At 36.5% G+C, this 23,727-nt stretch carries 22 protein-coding genes and 3 tRNA genes; 24 read left to right on the plus strand and 1 reads right to left on the minus strand.

All coding sequences use genetic code 11. From position 1 onward, the window contains the following. Positions 1 to 356 precede the first annotated feature (356 nt). From H3R29_RS07920 to H3R29_RS07990, 15 genes are all read left to right on the plus strand, one after another. Positions 357 to 1,025 (plus strand): hypothetical protein, encoded by a 669-nt coding sequence (locus H3R29_RS07920; protein WP_198203006.1) that lies wholly within the window; start codon positions 357 to 359, stop codon positions 1,023 to 1,025. A 385-nt stretch (positions 1,026 to 1,410) separates the two neighbouring features. Continuing rightward, positions 1,411 to 1,881 carry a PTS sugar transporter subunit IIB gene (locus H3R29_RS07925; protein ID WP_174795227.1) on the plus strand — a complete coding sequence of 157 codons (471 nt, stop codon included), beginning with the start codon at positions 1,411 to 1,413 and terminating at the stop codon, positions 1,879 to 1,881. Positions 1,882 to 1,897: 16 nt separating this feature from the next. Beyond that, a complete protein-coding gene (locus tag H3R29_RS07930) occupies positions 1,898 to 2,692 on the plus strand; it encodes a PTS sugar transporter subunit IIC (RefSeq protein WP_198203005.1) in 795 nt (264 codons plus the stop codon). Positions 2,693 to 2,704: 12 nt separating this feature from the next. Continuing rightward, positions 2,705 to 3,535, plus strand: a complete 831-nt coding sequence (locus H3R29_RS07935; RefSeq protein WP_187157364.1) for a PTS system mannose/fructose/sorbose family transporter subunit IID — start codon at positions 2,705 to 2,707, stop codon at positions 3,533 to 3,535. A gap of 34 nt (positions 3,536 to 3,569) precedes the next feature. After that, on the plus strand, positions 3,570 to 4,547 hold the full coding sequence (locus tag H3R29_RS07940) for an SIS domain-containing protein (RefSeq protein WP_187157363.1): 978 nt from the start codon (positions 3,570 to 3,572) through the stop codon (positions 4,545 to 4,547). Positions 4,548 to 5,122: 575 nt separating this feature from the next. Next, positions 5,123 to 5,827: a GntR family transcriptional regulator gene (locus tag H3R29_RS07945; RefSeq protein WP_174795223.1), complete on the plus strand. Its 705-nt coding sequence runs from the start codon at positions 5,123 to 5,125 to the stop codon at positions 5,825 to 5,827. Between the two features lie 133 nt (positions 5,828 to 5,960). Continuing rightward, positions 5,961 to 7,019 carry an SEC10/PgrA surface exclusion domain-containing protein gene (locus H3R29_RS07950; protein ID WP_046324437.1) on the plus strand — a complete coding sequence of 353 codons (1,059 nt, stop codon included), beginning with the start codon at positions 5,961 to 5,963 and terminating at the stop codon, positions 7,017 to 7,019. Positions 7,020 to 7,090: 71 nt separating this feature from the next. Next, positions 7,091 to 7,606 carry a GNAT family N-acetyltransferase gene (locus H3R29_RS07955; RefSeq protein WP_046324438.1) on the plus strand — a complete coding sequence of 172 codons (516 nt, stop codon included), beginning with the start codon at positions 7,091 to 7,093 and terminating at the stop codon, positions 7,604 to 7,606. Positions 7,607 to 7,696: 90 nt separating this feature from the next. Further along, positions 7,697 to 7,768 (plus strand) — tRNA-Gln (locus tag H3R29_RS07960). A gap of 195 nt (positions 7,769 to 7,963) precedes the next feature. Continuing rightward, positions 7,964 to 8,674, plus strand: coding sequence for a glycerophosphodiester phosphodiesterase family protein (locus H3R29_RS07965; RefSeq protein ID WP_046324439.1), 711 nt, complete (start codon positions 7,964 to 7,966; stop codon positions 8,672 to 8,674). 152 nt (positions 8,675 to 8,826) lie between these two features. Then, positions 8,827 to 10,008, plus strand: coding sequence for an aminotransferase class I/II-fold pyridoxal phosphate-dependent enzyme (locus H3R29_RS07970; protein ID WP_198203004.1), 1,182 nt, complete (start codon positions 8,827 to 8,829; stop codon positions 10,006 to 10,008). A 62-nt stretch (positions 10,009 to 10,070) separates the two neighbouring features. Further along, positions 10,071 to 10,152 (plus strand) — tRNA-Tyr (locus H3R29_RS07975). Between the two features lie 7 nt (positions 10,153 to 10,159). Then, positions 10,160 to 10,231, plus strand: a tRNA-Gln gene (locus H3R29_RS07980). 372 nt (positions 10,232 to 10,603) lie between these two features. Continuing rightward, positions 10,604 to 11,716 carry a hypothetical protein gene (locus H3R29_RS07985; protein WP_198203003.1) on the plus strand — a complete coding sequence of 371 codons (1,113 nt, stop codon included), beginning with the start codon at positions 10,604 to 10,606 and terminating at the stop codon, positions 11,714 to 11,716. An 84-nt stretch (positions 11,717 to 11,800) separates the two neighbouring features. Continuing rightward, positions 11,801 to 12,499: a GntR family transcriptional regulator gene (locus tag H3R29_RS07990; RefSeq protein WP_110445677.1), complete on the plus strand. Its 699-nt coding sequence runs from the start codon at positions 11,801 to 11,803 to the stop codon at positions 12,497 to 12,499. A 41-nt stretch (positions 12,500 to 12,540) separates the two neighbouring features. Here the strand turns inward: H3R29_RS07990 and tagD are convergent, their stop codons facing one another. After that, complete coding sequence (tagD, locus tag H3R29_RS07995) at positions 12,541 to 12,927, minus strand: glycerol-3-phosphate cytidylyltransferase (RefSeq protein WP_198203002.1); 387 nt, start codon at positions 12,925 to 12,927, stop codon at positions 12,541 to 12,543. A gap of 124 nt (positions 12,928 to 13,051) precedes the next feature. Between tagD and H3R29_RS08000 the strand changes: the two genes are divergently transcribed. The 9 genes from H3R29_RS08000 to H3R29_RS08040 all read left to right on the plus strand — a co-directional run bounded on the left by H3R29_RS08000 (position 13,052) and on the right by H3R29_RS08040 (position 23,649). Beyond that, a complete protein-coding gene (locus H3R29_RS08000; RefSeq protein WP_110445679.1) occupies positions 13,052 to 13,783 on the plus strand; it encodes a WecB/TagA/CpsF family glycosyltransferase in 732 nt (243 codons plus the stop codon). A 2-nt stretch (positions 13,784 to 13,785) separates the two neighbouring features. Continuing rightward, complete coding sequence (locus H3R29_RS08005; protein ID WP_174795218.1) at positions 13,786 to 14,877, plus strand: glycosyltransferase; 1,092 nt, start codon at positions 13,786 to 13,788, stop codon at positions 14,875 to 14,877. 77 nt (positions 14,878 to 14,954) lie between these two features. Continuing rightward, positions 14,955 to 16,433 (plus strand): nicotinate phosphoribosyltransferase, encoded by a 1,479-nt coding sequence (locus H3R29_RS08010; protein ID WP_198203001.1) that lies wholly within the window; start codon positions 14,955 to 14,957, stop codon positions 16,431 to 16,433. Beyond that, the gene (gene nadE / locus H3R29_RS08015) at positions 16,430 to 17,260 is read left to right on the plus strand and encodes an ammonia-dependent NAD(+) synthetase (RefSeq protein WP_198203000.1); all 831 of its coding nucleotides are present in this window, start codon (positions 16,430 to 16,432) and stop codon (positions 17,258 to 17,260) included. The genes H3R29_RS08010 and nadE overlap by 4 nt, the downstream gene beginning before the upstream one ends. Before the next feature lie 295 nt (positions 17,261 to 17,555). Next, positions 17,556 to 20,195 carry an alanine--tRNA ligase gene (gene alaS, locus H3R29_RS08020; RefSeq protein WP_198202999.1) on the plus strand — a complete coding sequence of 880 codons (2,640 nt, stop codon included), beginning with the start codon at positions 17,556 to 17,558 and terminating at the stop codon, positions 20,193 to 20,195. Between the two features lie 52 nt (positions 20,196 to 20,247). Further along, entirely contained in the window at positions 20,248 to 20,505 is a 258-nt protein-coding gene (locus tag H3R29_RS08025) for an IreB family regulatory phosphoprotein (RefSeq protein ID WP_038521496.1), read from the plus strand. Further along, entirely contained in the window at positions 20,505 to 20,933 is a 429-nt protein-coding gene (ruvX, locus tag H3R29_RS08030; protein WP_198202998.1) for a Holliday junction resolvase RuvX, read from the plus strand. The genes H3R29_RS08025 and ruvX overlap by 1 nt, the downstream gene beginning before the upstream one ends. A 1-nt stretch (position 20,934) precedes the next feature. Beyond that, positions 20,935 to 21,240: a DUF1292 domain-containing protein gene (locus H3R29_RS08035; protein WP_046324450.1), complete on the plus strand. Its 306-nt coding sequence runs from the start codon at positions 20,935 to 20,937 to the stop codon at positions 21,238 to 21,240. Between the two features lie 54 nt (positions 21,241 to 21,294). Beyond that, complete coding sequence (locus H3R29_RS08040; protein WP_198202997.1) at positions 21,295 to 23,649, plus strand: endonuclease MutS2; 2,355 nt, start codon at positions 21,295 to 21,297, stop codon at positions 23,647 to 23,649. Positions 23,650 to 23,727: the final 78 nt, after the last annotated feature.

Here is a 23,727-nt window from a genome sequence, read left to right on the forward strand (position 1 = left end):
ACTATAGCACTTTTGCAACAAAAATATTCAAAACTGGCTATTGTTTTTCATTTATGTTGCAAAAATAATCTATATTCGCTTAAATTTAAGTGTACAAACTCATGTTCTTGCTACTTACAACATTGCATTTTACCTTGCTATTATGGCTGTTTGTCAAATTAAATAACAGTTAACTTTGTGTTACAACTATGACATTTTTCATAAAAATGGTAACTAATTCTTAAAGGTTGAGTGATATTCCTGTTATCATTCTGCAATTTTACCGTTGTAGTATATATAACATCAAATTGATTATTAGTTTACTATTTTTGATTTGAAAAACATATTATGGATTTTTATTTAAGGAGAGAATTTTTTTGAAGGTAAAATCTATTTTAGTTAAATCAGCAGCAGTAGCAGCATTATCTGCTTCTGGGGTTGCAGTTATAGGCAGCGTTGCAACTAGCGACGTTCAAGCAGCTACCGTTGAAAATGATGCAGCAGTTGTAACTGTTAACTATGTTGATGGTAATTCAATTCATGTTTGGAACAGTTATAAACACCCTAAGGCTACTGGTCAAATTTTACCAAGTAATTCTTCTTGGAAAGTCATTAAGACTGCTTATGACAAAAAGGGTCACAAGTGGTACGACTTAGGCAAGAACCAATGGGTTAAGGCCAAATACGTCAATAAAGGCTATCATCCGGCAAATGAATCTCAAAATACAGCGGTAACCAGCAGTCAGACTGAAGACAGTACGGTTGCAAATAACACTGAGTCTACATACGCTACTAATATTAATTACACTACTGCTTCAAGTGACTCAGAAGCAGGGGCAAAAGCGTGGATTGCTAGTCGTGAATCTGGTGGCTCATACAGTGCGCAAAATGGTCAGTACATAGGTAAATACCAACTTTCTGCCGCATATCTTAACGGCGATTATTCAGCCGCTAATCAAGAGCGTGTTGCTAACAACTATGTTGCTGGTCGCTACGGCTCATGGGCAGCAGCTAAACAATTCTGGCTTGCTAATGGTTGGTACTAATTAGTTAGTCAAAAGTTAAAACAGAATATTTATAAAAGTAAGCAGACACTAGTAGAAAACACTAGTATCTGCTTTTTTGATGCGTTCTAAAGAAAGCCTTTACATAAAATGCAATTGAGTGTTAATATTAGGTAGACATGTTAATACAACATTAATTTACGCGTAAATAAAATTTACAAGGGAGATGCTCATATTAAAAGCAAAAATGATATCAATGTTAATTTTTAAAAATACAAGAGTCATTTAGCTATGGAAAGTTTCACCTTTCAGAAGTAAATAAGCTATAGGCTTATTAAAAGATATAAATTTAGTGTCTAAAAATAAAAAAGAAAGGAGAGCTACCAGTTAGTGAGTTAATAAGAAAATCATGTAAGGAGTACAGATTATGATAAAAGTAATTAGAGTTGATCATCGTTTGCTTCATGGACAAGTAATATTTTCTTGGACGAAATCTGCAAATATAGAACGAGTGATTATAATTGACACTAACACTGCAAAAGATGATTTTAAAAAAATGTCCTTAAAATTAGCTAAGCCAGAAAATGTGCGTCTAAATGTTTTTAGTTTAAAGATGGCAATTGACAAGCTTGACCAGATAAAATCCTTGGATGAAAATGTCATGCTCTTGTTCGAAAATGTCGAAGAATTAAATTCATTTATAAAATACTATGGCAAGGTTGAAGAAATTAATTATGGACTAATACCATCTAAGCCCAATGCAAAAAGATTTTCTAATGTAATTTATTTAACACCAAAAGAAATTGAATTAACTAAAAATTTGTGTGATCAGGGTATTAAAGTTTCCATGCAACCAGTACCTTCGGATAAAAAAGAGTTTCTAAATAATATTATTTAAAGAAGAAGGAAATAAAATGTTCGGGAAAGCACTAATTGTTGGATTAATTGGCGTTCTGGCAATGTATGATACACGATTGCTAGGACATGAAAATTTTAAAGAGCCATTAATAACTTGTACACTTGTCGGTTTAGCATTAGGAGATCCTGCAAAGGGATTATTAGTTGGGGTTACTCTTGAACTAGTATCAATAGGAATTGTGGCTGTTGGTGCCGCAGTTCCACCAGATATGACTTTAGGATCGATAGTCGCTTGTGCATTCGCTATTCTTTCACATACTTCGGCTCAAGCTGCACTAACTGTAGCACTGCCAGTAGCAGTTTTAGGTCAGATTGTAGCAATACTTGTTAGAATGTTGCTTTCATCTTTTAACCAGTTAGTTGAAAAAGCGATAGATGCTGGCAAATTTAAAAAGGCGCGTAATTATCATATAGTTTATGGCCCCATAATTTATGGATTAGTATATTTTATACCAATCTTTTTAGCTATTTATATGGGAACAGGGGTAGTTACTAATATTGTAAAAATGATACCCGCTTGGTTAACTAATGGGCTGACTCTTGCAAGCAAGATTTTACCTGCATATGGGTTTGCTTTACTTATGTCGACTATGATTGATAAGAAAAACGCTGTTTACCTTTTCATCGGATTTTTTATTGCAGCATACGGTAAATTATCAATTGTAGCTGTTGCAATTTTTGCAACTTTATTAGCTATTATTCTGAATAAATTAATGTTCAGAGGTAAAAAAACATCAAAAGATGAAAAGAATACTGAAAGCGATAGTCTAGATGATTTAGAAGAATTGTAGGAGGTAAACGTAATGGCTGATAATAGCAAACAGAAATTAAGGCGTAAATTTTGGCAATTCTTTTGGAGATCATGGGCAATTCAAACTTCATGGAATTATGAAAGACAAATGAGCATGGGTTTTATGTATGGAATGGCACCAACAATTGATGAAATTTACGGAAAGAACCCTGATACGCCGGAAAAATTACAAAAGAAAAAAGATGCTTATCACAGACATATGGCATTTTTTAATTGCACGCCTCAGTTAACCTCATTTGTCTTAGGACTATCTTCTGCTATGGAAGAAGAATACGCAGCCAATCCAGATACTTTTGATCCTGATTCGATTAACGGAGTGAAAACTTCACTAATGGGACCTTTATCTGGTATCGGGGATTCATTTTTTCAGGGTACAGTGAAAATAATAGCTTTTGGATTAGGAATAAATCTTGCCCAAGAGGGAAATATTTTCGGACCAATTTTAGCAATGATCATTTCTCTTATTCCAGCAGTAATTATTACTTACTGGGGAGGCAAGTGGGGATATTTACAAGGTAAGAAGAACATTCAAAAGTTAATTAGCAACGGTATGATCAATAGAATAATGTCTTTGATGAACGTTATAGGGTTAATGGTTATAGGGGCAATGATTGCAACAATGATTGGAATCACAACTCCGATTAAGTTTGGTAAAACATTTGTTTTACAAAAAACATTAGATTCAATCTTTCCACAAATGCTACCATTGCTATTTACCTTAGGAATGCTGTATTTAATTAAGAAGAAAGTAAGCTCTTTTTGGATTATGATCATCTGTATTATAGGTGGCATTTTGCTTAATGTTTTAGGCATATTCAATTAATAAAAAGAATAATAGAAAAAGAGGTATTTTATTTATGAATTTTGAAAAAGTTAGAGATATTATCAGTGACATAAAAAAGAAGCAGCCTAAGGTTGATCGTGTACTGTTTGTAGGCTGCGGTGCTTCAATGGCGGACTTATATCCTGGATACTATTTTATTTCTCATGAAAGCACCAAATTATTGACCTCGATTCATACAGCTAATGAATTTAACTATGATACACCGAAGGGCTTGGGTAAAAATACAATTGTGATCACGGCCTCCTTAGGTGGATCAACTCCAGAATCAGTTGCAGCAACAAAAAAGGCTAAAGAAATCGGAGCTCATGTTATTAGTCTATCAGTACACGCAGATTCACCAATTATTCAAGCAACTGAGTATAAGTTGGTTCATGGCTTTCAAGAGGGTAGTTCTGCCAAAACAGAAAAAATGGCCTATTGTTTAGCCTTAGCTATTGAAATAGTGAATGAATTCGAAGGATATGAATTTTATGATGAGGCAGTTGAAGCCTTTGATGGAATTTCGGGACTAATTGATAATGCAACTAAGTTTGTGGAGCCGGCTGCTAAAGAATTTGCTGAAAAATATAAAAATGAAAAGGAAATATTCGTACTAAGTAGTGGTGCTTCTCTTGGAGTAGCATATTCCACAGCTTCATTCATATTTATGGAAATGCAATGGATTGTAGCACCAACAATTCATAGTGGTGAATATTTCCATGGACCATTCGAGCTGACTTTAAAAGATACACCATATTTACTATTCATGAATGATGGTAGTACTCGTCATCTTGATGCTAGGGCTTTAACATTTTTACAAAGATTTGATGCTAAGATTACAAATATTGATGCAAAAGATTTCGGATTGAGCAGTATTGCAAGTAAAAACGTAATTGATTACTTTAATCCATTGCTGCATACTGGTGTAATGCGTAGTTATGCTAATGAGCTAGCAAAAGCAAGGAAGCACCCCCTTACTAAACGTCGCTATATGTGGAAGCTTTCATATTAGATCACCGTAATTTAAAAGCAGATATTATAAAGATTCTTGGAAGAAACCATTATTCATACTATCAAAAAGGCACTGAGTTTTATTTCTCAATGCCTTTTTAGATACAATTATGTGGTAATAGATATTAATAAAATTTTCTCAATATCTTGATCGAATACCAAATTTTCAATTCAATTAATGCTATGCTTATTTTTGCATGATTTTGGTTATTTCATTTTATTATGGTCAAAAAATGGCTAGAATTAAGTTAGTTATATTAATATTTCTAAATTTATCTTAAGTTTGATAAATTGTGTATTTTTTGCAGACTTATTTCATATATAAATTAGCCAAAATGTATATGCCTTTAAAAACCGATATGATCTAGTCTTGAAAAAATAAAGGATATTTTAGTATAATTTATTTGAAATTATTCACGATATTTAATGAAAATTTTAAATTAATATTACTGACCATATTTGCTTATCATCTATATATTTATTCATGTCGTATGACTATTTTAAAGCGAAAATTTAATTATTAGTTTTATTGAACATCTATTTATGTTTTTATGTTATATGAGTTAGGAGTTTTTTTTGTCAAAAACAAGTTCTTTATATTCTCAAGTAACAGAGAAAATAAGAGAAAAAATTATATCCGGAGAGTATCCGATTAATAGTAAATTACCAAATGAGTTTGAGTTAAGTAAAAAGTTTAATGTTAGCCGTGTAACTCTTAGAAGAGCCATTGAGGGTCTAGTTCAGGATGGCTTGGTTAAAAAAGTACGTGGGGTAGGCACTTTTGTACAGAGACCACAGAAAGTAAAAAGAATGGTCAGGACAACATCAATTGAAAGTTTCTCTAAAACGGCAAAAAAGGAGGGCTTTAATTATAGCGTACAAGTAATTAAGGCTTCCGAAGTTAAAACACCTATAAGATATGAATCCATACTTAAAAGCAAGAACTCCATCTTTATAGAAAGACTACACTTAATAGATAATGAACCCGTTATGCTAGAATATAATTATTTTCCTGTACCTAGATTTTTAGGCTTGGAGAAAGTTGATTTAACCCAGTCTTTATATACAATATTACAGAGTAACTATCATATTTTGAAATTATCCTCTAGGGATATGATAGTTAGCGCGGTTTCTGCCTCAGTAGATGAAGCTAAATTTTTAAAAAAATCTGTTGGCTATCCATTGCTTTTACTTAAAAATTGTGTAGAAGATGAAAATGGTAAAATTGTTCATACCGGAAGGCATTACGCAGTTTCGGACAGGTATGAATTCCATATTTAAAGTGAGTTTCTGTACAATATTACAGACTGTTTCTTAATTGAAAAAATAATTTAATTGGCAATTTTTCATAATAAGTTTAGAATTGAGTTTGTACCATAAAGAGCCAATTTAAGAGTAACTCTCGAGGAAGAATATGAAGAAAAGCAAATTTGCTATTGCCGTAGTTAATATTATTTTTTTATTTACCATTCCAGGATTAACTCTAGGCGGGACTGAACAAGTAGCAGCAGCCACTATTAAGGGCTATGTTAAAGTTAAAAAGAAGAAGAAAGTTCGCCTATATAAAATATCTGGAAAGCATTCTAATTTTTATGCAAAAGCTAAATATAGCTATCCATATAGTGCGAAGAAAAAAATTGGTAAGAAAAAAAGACCTGCTTATAAAATCGGTAACAATTCTCATTGGATTTTAGCTAAGGATGTTAAAGTCGTTAAGAAAAGTTTCCCCAGAGTATATACTCAGGCAAAAATGAAATTACCAAAAGGTTACACTAAAAGCGAATTGCTGCTCGCTTATCAAGGCAAACCTACTAAGAATTTTGTCAATGCTTCAATGCGAGGGATGAAAGCTAATGATTTCAGCCGCCTTAAAGTGTCTGAAAGTAAAGCTGATGATTTGACTCAAGTTGACTTAAATCAGCTTACACCTAAGCAAATTAGCGATCTAACTGCTTTTTCGCTTCGTCTTATTAATGAAGCTAGGAGTGACCTAAATTTGTCACCTTGGGTTGAAAGTAATGGAACCGGTAAGTTAGCAGCTGATATTGCCTTGGAATATAGTAAGAATAATAAGACTATTAAAGATAGTCACTATGTTCCGGGTATTGTTCGTGCTTGCCATGCTAATGGCCTTAATCTTGATGATAATTTTGTCGAAGATATGGCCGGCTTTTATAATATTAGTCAGACAATGTCTATGACCGAATTAAAGAAAAGCGTTTATTTTGGCTTAAAACAAATGATATTTGGTTATGTTGGCAGTGGAGAAGAGGAACGATCTAACAGAAGCTACTATCAAGAATGGGAGCATGCTGGAGATTTGTTTAATACACAAGGGTCGCTTCACGATGGAGATTACAACTATTATGGCTTCAGTATTTCCCATAATGACAATGTTTGTTCTCTGCATTTTATTAGCGTTCCTACATATGTAGTTAACAGTAAAAAGTATAATAAAGGTTTTAAACCGTAAAAAACAGCCTAGTAATTGGGCTGCTTTTGTTTTACAATTATTTCTATATATTTTTAAGTAGGGTAAGAAAAATGTTAATTTATATTCGGATGGCTGAAAAAGAAGATCTTGATCAGATCATGACCATTATTGATGAAGCAAAAGCGTTGCTAAAAAAAGACGATAATCCCCAATGGCAGAATGGTACGCCCAGTCGTGAAATGCTGACAGAAGATATAAATCTTAAGCGCGCATACTGTCTTGTAGCAAATAAGGAAATAGCTGGTGTCGCGGTCTTGCTGACAACACCGGATCCTAACTATGCTGAAATAGCTGGAGCCTGGTCTAATAACAAGGAGCAATATGCCACAATTCACCGAATTGCCATTAGTTCCAAATTTCGCGGGCAACACCTCAGCCAATTTATGATGTCCAATTTAATCTCTCGCGGGCTCATGCTTGGCATTCGTAATTTTCGTATTGATACCCACGCGGTCAATAAGCGGATGCAGGGCTTAATTAAAGGTTTAGGCTTTGAATACCGGGGGATTGTTCAGGTTGACCAAACTGAAAATGGCGCTAGAAATGCCTATGAATTAAATTTATAGCGGGAAAAAAGTTATTTTGTACTTGACTTGCAAGACACAATTTCCTATACTATTTAATGTTGAGCAATCAAGTAAAAGCTCAAATGGTATTGGGTTATAGCCAAGCGGTAAGGCACTAGTTTTTGGTACTAGTATGCGCTGGTTCGAATCCAGCTAACCCAATTGTTCTTACGAACACCCAACCCGAAAAATGGCAGGTCTGTAAAGGACCTGTCTTTTTTTGCCCAAAATTCATTGCAAAATTTCTTTACTTTTTTAGTCTTTCATATTTAAAAAATAGCTAAATGGGTTTATTATACTCATTATGTTTTGTTTGTAATGTTTATCTTTTTGATGAGGTTTAACTAATACAAAAATATGAATAGCAGTAAAAGTAAGACAATAGTATTTGGACATAGAGGCTATCCTGCTAAATTTGCAGAGAATTCTATGGAAGGCTTTCGTAATGCTGTTGCAAATGGTGCTGAAGGCGTTGAATTTGATGTTCACTTGACCCAAGATGGTGTCCCCGTAGTTATGCATGATGAAAAAGTTGACCGTACAACAGATGGCACCGGTTATATCAAGGACTTCACCCTTAAAAGGCTGAGAAAATTACATTTATCAAACGGTGAACCCGTACCCACTTTGCAGGAATTATTTGAACTTCTTGAAAATAAAGATATTCAAATAAATTTGGAATTTAAAACCGGAATCATTCACTATCATGGTATTGAAAAAACCGTTTTAAGTTTGGCTTATCTATATCATTTTATGCATCCTATTATTTATTCATCCTTTGACTATGTCACTCTGAAGAACTGTCAAGAAATTGATCCTAATCAAATTTATTGTTACTTAACGGATGAAGAAGTAGTTAATTCAGCTAAGCTGGTCAAAGATAATCATTTTGCTGGTATCCATCCAGGTAAATTGCTTCCAACGCGCGAGGCAGTTACCGAGCGAATTTGGACGGTTGATGACCCGCAAATAGCTAAGAAGTATTTTCAAGAGCATGTTGCGGGAATTTTTACTAATAATTATCCTTTAATGATTAAATTACGAGATCAAATACAGGGAAAGGGATAACCGAATATTAAAACTAATAATTTTAGAAGGGTCTTAACTTCAGTTGTAAGGCCTTTTTTTGCTAAATTAGTTTGAAATTAAAAAAATATTGTAGAAAAATAATTTTTTAAAAGGTATAATTTTTATAACTAAAAAGAAAGTTAGGTGAAAACATGGCAGATTTAATTAAATATGTACGAAAAGGTCTGGCTGAATCCCCTTCTAATCCAATTTTAAAATTTGCGGATTATGCCAGTAAAATTCCGGATGTTGTGAAATTTACTCTAGGTGAGCCTGATTTTAATACACCGGATCACGTTAAGGAAGCAGCAAAAAGGGGAATTGATGAGAATCATTCTCACTATGCTGCTTCAAACGGAACAATTGGTTTGCGCAAAGCAGCAAGTCAATTTTTAAGTAAAAAATATGGTCAAAATTATGATCCCGAAACTGAGGTTTTGGTTACAAATGGTGTTACTGAGTCAATTTTTGATTCAGTTATGGCGACTCTGAATCCTGGCGATATTATGGTTGTTCCTACTCCATTGTTCCCACTTTATATGAGTGATGCAGGTTTAATTAATGAAGGCGTTGAAATAGTTAAAGTAAACACATCAAATGATGGTTTCAAATTGACTCCTGCAAAATTGCAAAAGGTAATTGACAAATATGGTGACCGGGTTCGCATGCTGGTATTGAATTATCCTACTAATCCAACAGGGGTAATGTATAGTCAAGATGAATTGGATGCTTTGGCGGATGTTATTCGCGATAAACCAATTTTTGCACTATGTGATGAAATCTATAGTGAATTGAACTATGACCAACCTCATGCGTCAATGGAAAAATCATTGCATGACCAAGTAATTTTAATGAACGGCGTTTCCAAGTCATGGGCCATGACCGGTTACCGGATTGGTATTGTCTGTGCGCCAAAAGATATTTTGCAACAAATTGCGAAAATTCACCAAGCAATAACGACTACTGAACCAACTCCTATGCAAGATGCAGCTGAAGAAGCTTTTAAAAACGGCATGGATGATTCTTTGCCAATGAAAGAAGAATTCCAAAAACGGCGAGACACTTTGTATGCCGGATTGACCAAAATAGGTTTTGAATGTGCTAAACCCCAAGGTGCATTCTACATTTTTGCTAAAATACCAGATGGTTTTGAGCAAGATGATAATAAATTCATTTATGAGCTGGTTGACAAGGCACACGTAGCGGTTTCTGCCGGATCCAGCTTTAGTGAAGGCGGAGAAGGTTATATTAGATTCTCCTATGCTGTTTCAATGGATCAAATTGAAAAGGGGCTTCAACGACTAGAAAAGTTCGTTAAAGAAAATAAGAAGTAATTTTAGGCAAATTTTGCTTGCAATCGCGCACGTTTTTCGGTATTATAATTAACGTGCGTGACGGAGGAGTAGCGAAGTGGCTAAACGCGGCGGTCTGTAAAACCGCTCTCTCTGAGTTCGGCGGTTCGAATCCACCCTCCTCCATCATTATTGGGTTATAGCCAAGCGGTAAGGCACTAGTTTTTGGTACTAGTATGCGCTGGTTCGAATCCAGCTAACCCAATAAAAAAGACGGCTCTTGTGAGTCGTCTTTTTTGTCGGCTCAAAATTGTTATTTGCATATCTGTTTTCAATAAATGTTATGGGACTTCTATTTCTGAAATTGCTTGACCCTGTTAGCTATAACGCAGGCTGACTGCCATCAATTTTAGTGAGAGCTCTAGCTTCTTGCTAGCCAAATGAATTACCCCTCAATTTTTACTGCTTAAACTGGTATTTATCTTGACCTCAAACAATTAACGATAATTCCGCGTTTTATCTTAAAATATTGCAAATGATTTTTTAAATCTTAAGAATTTGGTTGTTAAAGTTTACCTATTTTCATTTCAATGATAGTACAATAGTAAGAGCTAACTTTTATTAAGAAGGGAAATATATGTCAAGACTTGTGCGCGTTGGTGCTGGAGGTAAAGAAATTAGCTGGCACAATGCCTTAAATGATTTACGTGCAGATGATGTTTTGCTTCTGGAGCCGGGATTTTATGAGTTACCCGCAGGAATTTTCTTATCTGATATTACTATTAAGGGAACAGGTAATCTTCCAGAAGACACAACAATATTAGGCTTTGTCAATATTGATGCCGGCAGCCAGTTTGTTAATTTAGAGAATTTGTGCATCAACACGGTAACTGATGCGAATAGTTTGTTCGTTCCGGCCGAAGCTAATACTTTTTTGTCATTGCGTAACTGTGTTGTCAAGGGCTTTGGTGGTGATACAGCGGTTATTGCTGCTAACGGTAAAGTCACCTTGGAATTATTCTCAACTGTGGTTATGAATGGTTCTGTGTCATTATTTGCTGATTCGAATTTTCGCTTAGAGATGAATGACTCAACTATTAAAAATACTGTGAAAGACATTGGCGCCTTAGCGCTTGAAGGGCATGGCACCGCTGTTATTAATAATTCACGTATTCATGGCAGTATTGATACTTTTAGCAAGTCAAATGTGGAATTAGATATTAATAATACTGTTGTGAATGCACTGCTTATTCAGGGACAAGCATGGCTAAACATGCTTAACAGTATGCTTTTGTCACAAGAAGATACTGCAATGTTCATCACGGATAAAACTTGGATTAATATTATTGGCAGTGAGTTTAAAGGCGGTATTTATTTTGAAAAAGAGCCGCATGTGATTATCCAAAATAGTAGAATCGACCGCTTGATTGCCACCGGAGAAGCCCAAATCACCCTGAATAATTCTGTTATCGTTAATCATGCCGATTTTCAAAATAAAGTTAATTGCAATTCTAGACGGGCAACTTTTAATGGCGGAAATGAATATGAGTATTTTTTGGTTCTTAGTGATCAGGCAGAATTTGAGGGTCATGATCTGATTTTCAATTCTAACGGTGCTACTTTAGCTGTCGAAAATCAGGCTCATTTGCATGCTAGCGTCATCGCAACAAGTGATAATTCAATTATGGTGGAGTGCGGACAAAATGCAGAATTCCGTTTATGGGGCATGAAATGGACCACTAAAAAATAAATAGCTTGCTTTATTATAATTTGTAACATATCATACGAAGTAGACCAATTTAGATTATATAAGATGTGTAATGGGGGTATATTTATGGAAGAACCAATGTACATCAAAATTCATAATCAAATCAAACGTGAAATTGAAAATCATGACTATAAAGTTGGTAGTAAAATTCCAGCGGAAAGACAATTAGCTCAAAAATTTGGCGTCTCGCGGATGACTTTGCGTCAAGCAATTAAAACTTTAGAAGATGAAGGCATTTTAGAGCAGCGGGTTGGTAGTGGTACCTATGTTGCCAATCAAAAAGTGCAGGAAAAAATGTCGGGCGTTATGTCTTTTACTGATATAACTCATGCAAATGGTCAAACACCTTCTAGTAAGCTAATATCCTATCGCTTTGGTAAGCCTTCCTTATCGGAGATGGAGCGTCTTAATCTGGATGATAAGCAGGAAGTTCTACGGATGGAACGTATTCGCTATGCGGATGATGTTCCAATTTGTTATGAAGTCGTTTCTATTCCACAAAGCCTGGTTAAAAATATGTCGAAAGCTGATATTTCTTCACATTTATACCAAACTTTGGAAAAAAATGGTTATAAAGTAGGACGTGTAACAGAATATATTTCTGCAGCCGTTGCAAATGAAAACTCAGCTAGACTTCTTGATGCCAAAAAAGGTGAAGCGTTAATCACGCGCTTGCAGGTAACTGAATTATCAAATGGCATGCCATTTGAATATACAAGGGCAAACTATGTTGCGGATCGCTTTGAATTTACCTTTGCCAAATAAAAAACTCCGAATTAACTATGTTTAGTTAGTTCAGAGCTTTTTTATTTTAAATCATCTTTGATTTTAGTGGTAGAAATTCCTGGTGTGCGTGGCAAATAAACTACTTGGCAGTAGGGCTTTAAAAAGTCAAACTTGCCTTGCCAGTCATTACCCATAACAAAAGTATCAATATCATATTTTTGAATGTCGCCAACTTTTTGTTCCCACCCTTTTTCTGGGATAACTTGGTCTACGTAGCGGATTGCTTCAAGAATATATTTACGTTCGGCGTAATTGTTATAGGACTCCTTGTGCTTTTGCAACTGGTTAAATTCATCAGTAGACAATCCAACAATGAGGTAATCGCCTAGTTCACGAGCCCTTTTTAGTAAACGAACATGACCGTAATGCAATAAATCAAATGTGCCATAAGTAATTATTTTTTTCATAGTTCCCGTACTCCTATCATTTTGACGAGTTAATAGTATCATATTTATAGAAAAGGTAAAGCGTATTCTGAACTGGTTGTTATTTTGGTAAAATAAGGTAAATTGCGGATTAGGAGATATAGCTATGGCTAAGGTAAATGTTTTAGGTGTAAATTTCGATAATAAAAGTTTTAATCAATTTCAAAATGAATTTATTGGCAGAATTAATACCCACCAATCAACTTTTATTGTTACTGCCAATCCTGAAATTGTCATGTCAGCAAATGAAAACCCTGAATTTATGAAGATCCTGACTTATGATGCTGACTATATTACTGCTGACGGTATAGGCATTGTCAAAGCAAGTCATATTTTAGGTCAGCCACTTAAAGAACGGGTAACCGGTTATGATTTATTTACTTGGCTAATGAAGCTGGCAAATGATCGGGGCCTCAGAGTTTATTTAATTGGCGCTCGCTCGGAAGTGATGCATACGATTCAGGCTAAGATTGCACGAGAATATTCTGATATACAGCTAGTAGGAGCTGAAAATGGTTACTTTAAAGAAGATCTGGAACTAATTGCTTACCAAATTGAACGGACAGAACCGGATTTAGTTTTTGCCGCCTTGGGTTCACCCCGTCAAGAACAACTTTTATCCATTCTCCGGAGAAATCTCCTGCCAGCTTTAATGATGGGAGTAGGAGGCAGCTTTGATGTCTTTTCAGGTAAAGTAAAACGTGCTCCTCAAACTTGGCAGAATGTCCATTTAGAATGGCTTTACCGTCTGCTTAAAAACCCCTCACGCTTAAAGCGAATGACGATTTTGCCTCATTTTGTGCATGAAGTTTATCAGTCAAAAAAGGAAAAAATCTAATTATGAAGGTTTTGCATGTTAATGCCGGGCTTGAAAATGGTGGTGGCTTAACTCATATTATTAATTTGCTGAAACAAGCAAAAAATGAAGAGCAGGATTTTACATTATTATGTTTAGCTGACGGCCCTGTTGCCCAAGCTGCACGGACTGCAAAATTAAAAGTGCAAGTTTTGGGCATCAATAGTCGCTATGACTTGGCCGGCTTAAATAAGCTGGCTCATTTTATTAATAATGCTGGCTTTAGTATTGTCCACACGCATGGTGCGCGGGCTAACTTATTTGTCTCTTTAATTAGGCACAAAATTACCGCTAAATGGTGCGTAACTGTTCATTCTAATCCTTATCTTGATTTTGCTGATCGCGGCTTCACAGGGAAAATTTTTACCAAATTAAACATTCAGGCCATTCGCAAAGCGGATTGCGTTTTTGCTGTTACTAAAAGATTTGCTGATTTGTTAGTTAAAAAAGCTAAAATCAAGCGGGAAAAAGTTCACGTGATTTACAACGGTACTTTTTTTCATGCAGACAGTCAAATCCCTGCTAAATATGAGCACCCCAACTTTAATATTGTAAACGTAGCCAGGGCTGAAAAAGTTAAGGGCCAAGACTTGTTACTGCAGGCTCTAAAACAATTAAATAATGCTAATGTTCATTTGTTTATTGCCGGAGACGGTTCTCAATTAAGATCACTAAAGGACCTGACGCAAAAATTAAACTTGGGTCCACAAGTAACTTTTCAAGGTTTCATGACACATAAACAGTTAAAAAATCTTTATCGCAGAATGGATTTGGCTGTTCTGACATCTTATTCTGAGAGCTTTCCTCTAGTGTTGCTGGAAGCAAGCGATAATTTGTTGCCACTTTTGTCAACTGCCGTTGGTGATATTAGCATGATGATACCAGATAAAGAACATGGTTTTGTTGCCAAAGTCGGTGAGATAGATTCAATTTGTTCAGCTTTAAAGCAAGCTGTGAACACGCCTAAAACTCAACTTAGAGAAATGGCGCAGCTTGAGAAAAATTATGTTGAGCGGCATTTTTCGTTACACGAGCAATTAAGTAGTATTTTACGGGTATACGATGATATCGTTTAAATTGGTAAGTTTGTTAAAAAGGCCACAAATGTTTATAATAAAACAAAAATATTAGTGGATTTAGTTAAGAGGACAGAATGTTTTACCAAGAATTGGATGAAGACGATTCATTAACCCTTCATACAGATTTGTATGAAATTAATATGATGTATACCTACTTTAAAAAAGGTATTTCTGAACGCAATGCTGTTTTTGAAGTTTACTATCGGAAAGAGCCTTTCGGCAATGGCTATTCCGTATATGCAGGCTTAGAACACGTCATTTTATATTTACAAAACCTGAAATTTAAAGCAAGTGACTTAAAATATTTAAAAGAAGAAATTGGCTATGATGACGATTTTATTGATTATTTACGTCATTTGAAATTGCAGCTTACTGTACGATCGATGCCTGAAGGAGAAATTGCTTTTGCCAACGAACCCTTATTGCAAGTTGAGGGTCCACTTGCGCAATGTCAATTGGTTGAGACAACTATCTTAAATATTATTAATTACCAAACTTTACTGGCCACTAAAGCGGCGCGCGTCAAGCTGGCCGTTCAAGGTGACGGAGTGATGGAATTTGGTACCAGGCGTGCACAGGAAGCAGATGCAGCTATTTGGGGCACTCGTGCTGCTTATATTGGTGGCTTTGATTCCACCAGTAATGTTCGGGCAGGCAAATTATTTGGTATCCCAGTTTCTGGCACACATGCCCATTCCTTAGTAGAAGCCTTTGGCAGTGAATATGAAGCATTTAAGGCCTATGCAGAAACGCATAAAGATTGCGTCTTTCTGGTAGATACATACGATACAGTTAGAAGCGGCGTACCAAACGCAATTCGGGTTGCTGACGAAATGGGAGACAAGATTAACTTCCAAGGCGTGCGTATTGATTCGGGCGACATGGCCTATATTTCAAAGCAAGTACGCCGGGAACTGGATAATGCTGGTTATACTAATGCTAAAATTTTTGCTTCAAATGATTTGGATGAAACTACGATTACGAGCTTAAAGATGCAAGGAGCAAAAATTGATGTTTGGGGGATAGGGACTAAATATATTACGGCTTACGACCAGCCTGCCTTAGGCGCTGTTTATAAATTAGTTTCAATTGAAGATGATCAGCACCATATGCGTGACACTTTAAAAATTTCTTCGAATGTAGAAAAGGTATCAACTCCAGGTAAAAAACAAGTCTGGCGTATCTCAGCTAATACTGCTAAGAAAAATGAAGGTGACTGGATTGCACGGGCCGGTGTAGATCCGCGTAAATTTGATTCATTGTACATGTTTCATCCGCAGTATTCTTATATCAATAAAGTGGTGACTGATTACACTGCAGAACCCCTTTTAAAAGATATTTTTGTTAAAGGCAAATTAACATACCAAAAGCCCAAACTAATAGATATTAAGAACTTTTGTGCAGCCAATCTGGGCGGACTATGGGATGAATACAAGCGCAGCTTGAACCCCCAGGAATATCCTGTTGATCTTTCTCAAGATTTATATGACAGTAAAATGACTATTATTCAGGATATTCGCACCAAAATCAATAAAGGAGATACTGCACAATGAGACCGTTACAAAAAGAAATTATAAAATATGAGCATGTTTTGCCTCAAATTGATCCGCAAAAAGAAATTAGACGTTCAGTTGATTTTTTAAAAGATTATCTCAAAGCAAATACCTTCTTAAAGTCTTATGTATTGGGTATTTCTGGTGGACAAGACTCTACGTTAGCAGGAAAACTATGTCAAATGGCAATTTCGGAAATGAGGAGTGAAACTGGCGATAATTCATACCAATTTATTGCAGTGCGCTTGCCTTATGGAGTTCAAGCTGATGCACAAGATGCGGCAGATGCTGTGGCTTTTCAAAGACCGGATCAAGATTTGGTAGTTAATATTAAACCGGCTGTTGATGCCTTAGTTTCTACTTTGAATGAAGCTGGGCAGGAGATTACCGATTTTAATAAGGGCAATATTAAGGCGCGCGAGCGCATGGTGGTGCAGTATGCTATTGCTGGTGCCCATAATGGTGCAGTTGTGGGGACGGATCACGCAGCTGAAAACTTCAGCGGCTTTTATACCAAATATGGTGATGGTGCGGCAGATTTAACTCCGCTGTTTCGTTTAGACAAGCGCCAAGGAAAACAGATGCTCAAGTTTTTAAATTGTCCGGAGCATTTGTATCACAAAGCGCCCACAGCAGACTTGGAAGAAAATAAGCCTGGCTTACCTGATGAAGTTGCACTCGGCGTCAGCTACAGGAATGTTGATGACTATTTAGAAGGGCACGAAGTTTCTGAAGAAGCAGCTGAAAAAATCGAATCTTTATGGCGTAAGAGTGAACACAAACGGCATTTGCCCGTAACCGTTTTTGATGATTTTTATCGTAAATAAGGACTAAGGCATTTTGAATTTAAATTTTACCTTAATAGGCCTGTTATTGACAAAAACTGTGCAAGTAGTACAATTACTGTTAACTTAAGATATGTTTTTTAAGAATAACAGTTCAAAGAGAGAGCCGCCTGGTGAAAATGGCTTACTGTTACTTAAAAGATGCTCCTTACAGTTCAAATAAATAAAATAATTAAGAGGTAACAAACACTGTTGCAATTGAGGTGGTACCGCGTTTAAAGGCGTCCTTAAGATAAGCAACGGTGTTTTTATTTTGGCAAAAAGGGAGATATATTTGATGAAGAAACTGACAAGTTCAGAATTTAGACAGATGTTTTTGGATTTCTTCAAGCAGCACGGCCACATGGTATTACCCAGTCAATCATTGATTCCGCAAGATGATCCAACATTGCTGTGGATCAATTCCGGTGTGGCAACGATGAAAAAGTATTTTGACGGCTCAGTAGTGCCCAAGAATCACCGGATCACCAGTTCACAAAAGTCCATTAGAACTAATGATATTGAAAATGTTGGTAAAACTGCCAGACACCAGACCTTTTTTGAAATGCTGGGTAACTTTTCAGTTGGCGATTATTTCAAAAAAGAAGCGATTACCTGGGCTTGGGAATTTTTGACCAGTCCCGACTGGCTCGATTTAGATAAAGAAAAACTTTACTGTACGGTTTATCCTAAAGATACAGAAGCACATAAAATTTGGCTTGAAGTTGGTATGCCTGAGGACCATATTGTTAAACTCGAAGAAAATTTCTGGGATATTGGTGAAGGTCCTTGTGGTCCTGACTCTGAAATTTTCTATGATCGTGGTCAAGAAAATAACGATGTGGCAGAAGATGATCCTGAAAACTTCCCTGGCGGTGAAAATGCCCGTTACTTGGAAATTTGGAATATAGTCTTTTCACAATATAATCATTTGGCAAATGGCAAATATGTAGATCAGCCACACAAGAATATTGATACTGGTATGGGCCTAGAGCGTGTTTTGTCTATTTTACAAGACGCACCAACTAACTTTGAAACTGACCTCTTCTTGCCAATTATTCATGAAACTGAAAAAATGACTGCTGCTAAAAAGTACGGCACAAATAAGGCAGATACGACAGCCTTTAAGATTATTGCTGATCATGTACGGACTGTTAGTTTTGCCATTGCTGATGGTGCATTGCCATCAAATACAGGTAGAGGCTATGTTTTACGCCGTTTGATTCGGCGTGCCGATTTAAATGGTCAACGTTTAGGAATTAAGGGTGCATTTCTTTACCAACTTGTCCCAGTGGTCGGTAAGATTATGGAGAGCCATTACCCAGAGGTTACAGACCAAAAGGACTTTATTGCCAAAGTAATTAAAAATGAAGAAGAAAGATTCCAGCTGACTCTTGAATCTGGGTTAACTTTACTTGATGACTTAATTGCCAAGGCCCAAAACTCTGAAGATAAAACAATTACTGGTAAAGATGCGTTCAAGTTATTTGATACATATGGCTTTCCTTATGAATTGACTTTTGAAACTGCACAGGATGCAGGCTTAAAGGTTGATCAAAAAGGCTTTGATGCTGAAATGAAGGCCCAAAAAGAACGTGCACGTAAAGCCCGTGGTAATTTGCAATCAATGGGTGCACAGGATGAAACTTTGATGAACTTAAAGGATAAATCAGAGTTTGAATATGGTGTTTATGAAGAAAAACATGCCAAATTAATTGATATTATAGTCAATGACCAATTAGTTGATAGAGCAGATGGTGATAATGCGGTTTTAATCTTTGATCGGACACCTTTTTACGGTGAACGTGGTGGCCAGGTAGCAGATCACGGTAATATCTATAATCAGGAAGGTGAACTGGTTGCTCAGGTAACTGATGTGCAGCACGCGCCAAATGATCAAAATATGCACTTTGTCGATGTGATTTTACCTCTGAAAAAGGGTGAAGAATACACTCTAAAAATTGACAGAGTTCGCCGCGAAGGCCTGCGCCACTCACATACAGCCACACACTTGTTGCATGCGGCTTTGAGAAGCGTTCTGGGTGAACATACACATCAAGCCGGCAGTTTGGTGGAACCTGATTATTTGCGTTTTGACTTTACTGCACTTGAACCAATGACTGCTAAGGAAATTAAATCAGTTGAAAACTTGGTAAATCAAAAGATTTGGGCAGCAATTGATGTCAAAACTACTATTACCGATCCTGATACTGGTAGAAAAATGGGAGCTTTGGCTTTGTTTGACGGGAAATACGGTGATAAAGTTAGAGTTGTGCAAATGCAAGATTTCTCTATTGAATTCTGTGGTGGTACTCATTGCGCTAATACTAACCAAATAGGTATTTTTAAAATCATTTCTGAATCTGCCATTGGTGCTGGAATGAGAAGAATTGAAGCGGTTGTTTCTAAAAAGGCTTACGAATATCTGGCTAACAGATCTGAACTTCTGGATGACATTCAAGCGGAAGTAAAATCAACCAAGCCTGAAGATATAATTGATAAAGTTGATTCCCTTGAACAGGAATTACATGATAGTCAAAAGCAGGTTGAAGATCTGAATCTGCAAATTAATCAGAGTAAAGCAAATTCAATTTTTAATAATGTAAAACAAGCAGGAGATTTGACCATTATTGCTCAAAAAGTTGATGCCGGTGGGATGAATGATTTGCGTGAGTTCGCCGATACTTGGAAGAGTGGTCAGAAGTCTGATGTGCTCGTTTTAGGAACTGCCAGTGATGGCAAAGCCAATATGATTATTAGTTTGGGTGATAAAGCTTTGGCAAAGGGGCTTAAAGCAGGCGCACTAATTAAACAAGTCGCACCAATCTTTGGTGGCGGCGGTGGCGGTCGACCAAACATGGCTCAAGCAGGTGGTAAAAAACCTGAAGGTCTTGAAAAGGCTATTCAGACAGTGGTTACAACGATTTCCGAAAAATAATTAATTGAGTTTGTGCTGTTTTTCAAGTAAAATTATGCTAGGAGGAATAATTATGAGTTCGCTAGATAAGACAATGCATTTTGACTTTAACGAAAATAAAGGCAAAAATGTTCATGATACTCTGCAAGACGTTTATAATGCTTTGGAAGAGAAGGGTTATAATCCAGTTAACCAGATTGTCGGCTACTTATTGTCTGGCGATCCAGCTTATATTCCACGGCATAATGATGCTCGTAATTTAATTTTGAAGCATGAACGCGACGAAATTATCGAAGAGCTTGTCAAGAATTATCTTGGAAAAGATAAATAATGCGACTAGTTGGTTTAGATGTTGGATCAAAGACAGTAGGCGTTGCTGTTAGTGATGAATTAGGAATAACTGCGCAGATGGTTGAAACCATCCCCATCGATGAAACGCGTTATAATTTTGGTATGCGTGCAATTAAAAAAATTGTCCGCCAATATGAACCAGAGGGATTTGTGCTGGGTCTGCCTAAAAACATGGATGGCTCTTCAGGTGCTTCAGTTAATCGCAGTAAAGCATATGGTGAAAGACTGGAGAAAAAGTTTGGTTTGCCAGTGCATTATTTAGATGAGAGACTAACGACAGTAGAATCTGAAAGAGTTTTAGTTGAAGAGGCAGGAATGCATGATCGCCATAAGCGCAAAGAAGTTATTGACCAAATGGCTGCTGCTTTGATTTTACAGAATTATTTGGATCTAAACCGAAAGGATTAATATGGCACAAGAAATTAACGGTGATGACCGTCAGATTACCCTGATTGATGATCAGGGTAATGAAGAATTATACGAAATTTTATTTACGTTTCATTCAGATGATTATGATAAATCATATGTTTTGCTCTATCCGGCAGCTGCTAGTGATGATGACGAAATTGAAGTCTTAGCATTCAGCTATGATTCAGATTCCGCAGGTGATGTTACCAGTAGTGATTTACACGAGATTGAAGCAGATGATGAATGGAACATGGTCCAAGGAGTCTTAAATACATTTTTGGACGATGACCGATTAAGTGGTGAATAAGAAAGACTGGCTGGGCCAGCCTTTTTTATTAAAGATTAATAATTTAGAAAAATAATGAATGATAAAATATTAAAAACTTTAGAATTTGCCAAAATTACTGAACAATTACAACAAATGGCAGTTACTACACCAGCTAAAATGACAGCATTCAATTTACTGCCAAGTAATGATTTTGCTCAAGTCGAACTTAGTTTGAAGCAAACCCTTGCTGGTACTGATATTTTGCGGGTTAAAGGGCAATTGCCATTGACAGATTTTGCTGATGTTACTGCAAGTACCAAGCGTTTGCGGATCAAGGCAAACTTAAACGCCAAGGAATTGGGTAATTTGTTATTAGTTTTGGCGCTTGCAAATGAAACAAATGAATTTTTTGGTGAAATTGATGAGGAAAAACTAGATTTAACCGCCATAGATTCTATTTTGGCACAATTAGCTGTACCTCAAACTCTGTATCACAAGCTTAAACGTTCTCTAGATTTTGATGGAGAAGTGCTTGATACTGCTTCTAGCGAACTAGCTCGTTTACGTCACGAAATCAAAAATAATGATGCAGAAATTAAAGAGAAAATGGATGGCTATATAAAGGGCGGTACCAGCAAGTATTTGTCCGAGCAGATTGTGACAATTCGTGATGAACGTTATGTTATTCCGGTCAAGCAAGAATATCGCAATAAATTTGGTGGAGTCGTTCATGATCAAAGTGCCAGTGGGCAAACGCTTTTTATTGAGCCCAGTGCAGTTTTAAATCTTAATAATCGTCAGCAAAACCTTCTGGCACAAGAAAGAAGAGAGATCAGTCATATTCTGCGTAACTTGTCTGATTTGGTGCGGCCTGAAGCTGGTAGCATTGATACGATTGCAAATGCTTTAGTTAAACTCGATTTTATTCAGGCAAAAGCGAAACTAGCTCGTGCTATGAAAGCAACTGAACCTAAGTTGACTGACGATCAGTCACTGGTATTTTTACAAGCAAGACATCCGTTAATTAATCCGGAGACAGTTATTGCCAATGATATCCGTCTGGGTGAAGAATACGATACCATGTTGATTACTGGTCCTAATACCGGTGGAAAGACGATTACATTAAAAACTGTGGGTATTTTACAGTTGATGGCACAATCAGGCCTGTTTATTCCAGCTGCAGAAGGAAGCAAAGCCGGTGTTTTTGAAGATGTCTGCGCTGATATTGGGGATGAACAATCTATTGAGCAATCTCTCAGTACTTTTTCTTCACACATTAATGGCATTGTCAAAATTATGAAAAAAGTCGATGCCAAGACACTGGTTTTGATTGACGAAATTGGCGCGGGAACGGACCCAGAAGAAGGTGCAAGTCTGGCTATCAGTATTTTGGACTTTTTACGGCAAAAGAAAGCTAAAATTATCGTCACTACCCATTACCCAGAACTGAAACTATATGGCTATAATCGTGAAAGAACAACAAATGCATCAATGGAGTTCGATCTAAAGACCTTGTCGCCCACATACCGTTTACAACTTGGGATTCCCGGTCATAGTAACGCATTTGCAATTGCCCGCAGGCTGGGGATGCGCGAAGACGTAGTTAAAAAAGCTCAAGGGCTAATGAGTGATGAAAACGTTGATATTAACCAAATGATTACTGAGTTAACGAAGCAAACTAAGGCTGCCTCAGATGCCCGCAGTCATTTAACTACCAGTCTTGATCGTGCTAAGAAGCTGGAGAAGAAATTGCAGCAAGCACTCGACTGGTATAATCAACGTGTGCAAAAGCAGTTGGAATTTGCTCAGGAAAGAGCTAATGAAGTAGTTACTAAAAGCCGTAAAAAGGCTGATAAGATCATTGCACAACTTGAGCAGCAAAAAGGGAATATTAAACAAAACGAAGTTATTGCCGCCAAGGGCGAATTCAATCAGCTTGAACGGCAAAACGAGAATCTGGCTCATAATAGGGTTTTACAGCGCGAAAAAAGAAGGCATCATGTTAATGTAGGCGATCGGGTAAAAGTACTGTCTTATGGGCAAACTGGTACGATTACCAAAAAATTATCCGAACATGAATATGAAGTCCAGATGGGTATTATTAAAGTTAAAGTCAGTGACCGAGACATTGAAAAAAGCACTCAGCATGAAAAGGCGCAAACACACTCTAAAGTGCGTGCAGTTAGTGCAAACAGACGCAGTAATGCTAAAAGTGAGCTCGATTTGCGCGGTCAGCGTTATGATGAAGCAATGACTAATTTAGATCGCTATATTGATTCGGTGTTATTGTCTGGATTGGATGTTGTTACCATTATTCACGGTATAGGTACTGGTGCAATTAGAAAAGGCGTTTGGCAATACTTACGGTCAAATAAGCACATTAAAAGCTACAATTACGCCCCAGCAAACGAGGGCGGAAATGGTGCAACTATTGTTCATTTGCAATAATTTACTTTACTTGTAAAAAGTAAGTCTGGTTGCTATAATGAAAATATCAATAGAATAATATTTTTCCCTAAAGGAGGT

The sequence above is a fragment of the Lactobacillus sp. M0393 genome, assembly GCF_016102025.1.
Lineage (GTDB): Bacteria > Bacillota > Bacilli > Lactobacillales > Lactobacillaceae > Lactobacillus > Lactobacillus melliventris.